Here is a 3,583-nt window from a genome sequence, read left to right on the forward strand (position 1 = left end):
AGTTAATTTTATATAATCCATTTTAAAATCGTTATATTTCCATTATAAAAAATAAATGGATTATTATTACAATAAAAAAGTACTTTAAATAAAAATCATTATCCACTCGTTACCTAATATTATAACGAATTTTATCTACACTGATCAATTCCACATTAATAGACCTCTAACTCAGTGGTTATTTTGATTTAATTTTAAACAAAGATTTTTAGTAAAATGTACATAGCTCGATTTTGAAAAATTAACGACTGTACTTTGTCTTATGGTTAAAATTATAGCGAGTAATTACTAAGTATAATTCAACACACTATTCACGAACTGAATAGTTTCTCATTATTCATCATTTGAGGGTAAAGTGGTATTTGGTTAATGATTGATCCACTGAACCCCTATTAAAACGTTTGTGAATACAATTTTTTTTTTATGTAAAAACGAATTTGCAACTTTTAATTCCGTTCCATGGTTCTATAACTGGCTTACTAACAGGATCATATACAACATTATAAACAGTTTTATCTATTTCATGTTAAATCATAGTATAAGACAGGATTTAACATATCATTATCGAAAAGTTTTTTAAGTAAAAATAACTTAGATAAGAACTATTCATTGATCTTATAATGCTAAAGACCTCAACCGTTCTGTTGCAATTTTAACGTAATGCGGATCAACTTCGATTCCTATACCTTTTCCCCCATAACAATGCGTAGCAACCAAAGTGGTACCCGTTCCCATAAAAGGGTCTATAACCAAAGGATTTTGAACACCATGGAGTTTTAAACACATTTCCGGCAGTAATTGAGGAAAAGTACCCGGATGATTAAATTTTTCTGACTTTTTTCTCACTGTTTTATAAGGTATGAACCAAACATCTCCGCGACAACGCAAGTCTAAATTATGTGCCCGACGTTTTATGTTGGTTTTGTCTTTATAGGGTACCCCAACGCGTAATCTATTAATTTTCACATCCCCAGTTTTGGTTAAATGAAAAAGATATTCATGATTACGGTGTACATAACGATCACTAACCACAGGTTTAAAATGGCCATAACTTTGCTCATTAACCGTTATGGATTTAATCCATTCAATATGATTTTGCAGAAAAAAATGTTTTCTTAACCTTACCATCAGTTCAAACGGTAACCAAGGGTAAGATGAAGATCCAGCAATATTAAGAAATAAACTTCCCTCATCTTTCAAGACGCGTTTCATTTCACTGCAAATATTAACTAGCCAATTAAGATAATCTTGTTCTTTTTTATTATCTTTATAACTATTATAAACTATCCCTAAATTATATGGGGGTGAAGTTATAATCACATCAGCATGTTGCTTTGGTATTTTTTTCAAGACTATCGAGCAATCACCTCGAACAATTTTGTGATTACCTATACTAAAACTATAAGGTCTTAAATTTTTTTTTTCCATTTGGCCTGAAATAAGTTTATTTCCAAGTATTCTTTTCAGTGATTTAGCCAATTTAATTTTTTTCAATCCTTGAAGGATATTTAGGCAAAAACATAAAAATTTGTGCTTTTTCGTTCATTGAACCTGCAAGCCATTCGGCTGTTCTTCCCCAACCCGTAAATAAATCAATACGAGAAGGGCCTCGTATATTTCCGCCAAGATCTTGGGCAAATACCATATGCGTCCAAGGATGACGTTTAAAATCAGAAGGTAAAGGTAAAGTTGTCTCCAACCACAATGGAATACCCATTGGTATCCAATCATGGTCAACAGCAACAGAACGTCCTGCATTGAGAAACATCCCAAAGGAGCCAATCGGTCCTTGATAGGCATTGATTTGATTTTCTAATCGACGAAAAAAAACATAATTTTTATTTTGATTCATAATAAATTTAGCTTGATCCCGATGAGTATTAAGCCATGATTTTAAACTAGACATATTAACCAACTGACTAGACATAATATTTTTTTGTACTAATACTGTACCAATTGCCGTGTAAGGTTGACCGTTTTTACCCGCATACCCCAGATGAATAATTTGACCATCCGGTAAAACAACACGTCCTGATCCTTGAATCTGCATAAAAAATAAATCAATGGGATTTTTTAACCATACTAGCTCTAAATTTTCCCCCTCTAGCGCACCATCATTAATTTGTTCCCTCGTATAATAGGGATAAATTTTATTGTTTTTATAATAACCATAATTGATCCGACCATCCGTTTGCCTGTATGCAATAAGATTTGATGGCTTTTTATAAACAGGAATAGTGTAAGGTCCATATTTTACCAATGAACCTTCGATCTCAGGTTCGTAATATCCAGTTACTTTCCCGTGATACATCAAGGGATAAGAATAAGGCTGGAGCCAATTTTCGAAAAAACTTTTTATTTGTGAAGAATTATTTGCAGCAACCCACTTTGAAGCATGGCATGCAGGCAACCAATCTCCAATTTTAGTTCCATATTTTGAGGACGGACCTCCCAAATAAGTGTTCGGGTTCATTTGAATAAAACGTTGGCATACTTGGGAAAAAAGTGAAAACGATTGGACGTAATCTTCTTGGTTCCAGCCTGATAAATTTTCATAAGAAACTGCAATCAACTCTTGTTTTTTATGCAAACTGGACGGGGAACAAGCGTTTAAAAAGAAAAATAATAACAAAATACTCCCACGAGAAAATAAAGTTAAAAATAGTTTTAACACTGATTTATCTTCCACTACGTGTAGATTTTAAACGCCAAGAAGGCCCCTGATTATTTATGCCTAAAACCCTCTCAAAAGTCCAAAAATCAATAAATTCCGTAACGGATTCTGTTCCTACTATAGGCTCTTTAGCTGAGTTATAAACGCAATTGATCTGATTAGATATGATTTTAACTTCCAAAGTGGCACGAGCAATCGCACTTTCTTCAAATAAAGAAGCGCCTATTATGGTTAAAGAATGAAGTGATTTTACTTCAGCAGTAAGCACATGATTGAGTTTTTTTCGTTCATTAATATTTGCTTCAAAAACTCGATAAGCATCGAGAACCAACAATGACTTTAACGTTTCCAAATCTTCACTGGCGAAGGCAGATAAAATTTTAGGGAATACAACTGCAACGCCGTCGAGAAATTTTTTGGGATCAAAACTAGCATCTAACTGAGTAATTTTGCTTAATATTTGGCCGATATCAGTATCGATTGCAGGAACATTTTGTTCAACTCGCGGAGTTTCTTCTAAAACTTTCGCGGCTTCGTTTGTAGACGTTTTACGTTGGGGTGGAGTCACAGCATCGACGTTATTTTTCTTTTCAAAACCTGTTTTTTTACCCAGCACACTGCGCAGCCGTAAAATTAAAAATCCTGCGAGTAATGCAAACACTACTATATCGACTGGAAAATTGCCCATAGAAAAATCCATTTTTAAACCTATTGATCAATTGTATTTTTTGTATAGCGTTAACAAGTTTAATAAACAACATAATATATATTGTTTCTATTTTAATGGAAAAAATCAACTTTTTATCTTAAATGAATTTATTGTTTCAACAGTTATTAAATTTTTAACCCATCCTTTTAACGTTTGAGGAAAGAAAGCTCGTCATCCTATAAATTTGAATGGAAATATTA

3 protein-coding genes are annotated in these 3,583 nt (G+C 32.8%); all 3 read right to left on the bottom strand.

Annotated elements, in window-relative coordinates; all coding sequences use genetic code 11:
* Nucleotides 1–615: 615 nt before the first annotated feature.
* The 3 genes from AABE15_RS06640 to AABE15_RS06650 are packed head-to-tail and all read right to left on the bottom strand — an operon-like array spanning nt 616 to nt 3,374.
* A complete protein-coding gene (locus AABE15_RS06640) occupies nt 616–1,428 on the bottom strand; it encodes a site-specific DNA-methyltransferase (protein WP_338330504.1) in 813 nt (270 codons plus the stop codon).
* A gap of 52 nt (nt 1,429–1,480) precedes the next feature.
* The gene (locus AABE15_RS06645) at nt 1,481–2,674 is read right to left on the bottom strand and encodes a murein transglycosylase A (protein ID WP_338330502.1); all 1,194 of its coding nucleotides are present in this window, start codon (nt 2,672–2,674) and stop codon (nt 1,481–1,483) included.
* A 4-nt stretch (nt 2,675–2,678) separates the two neighbouring features.
* On the bottom strand, nt 2,679–3,374 hold the full coding sequence (locus AABE15_RS06650) for a Tim44/TimA family putative adaptor protein (protein WP_338330503.1): 696 nt from the start codon (nt 3,372–3,374) through the stop codon (nt 2,679–2,681).
* Nucleotides 3,375–3,583: the final 209 nt, after the last annotated feature.

The organism is Commensalibacter sp. Nvir (assembly GCF_963921845.1).
Classification (GTDB): Bacteria; Pseudomonadota; Alphaproteobacteria; order Acetobacterales; family Acetobacteraceae; genus Commensalibacter.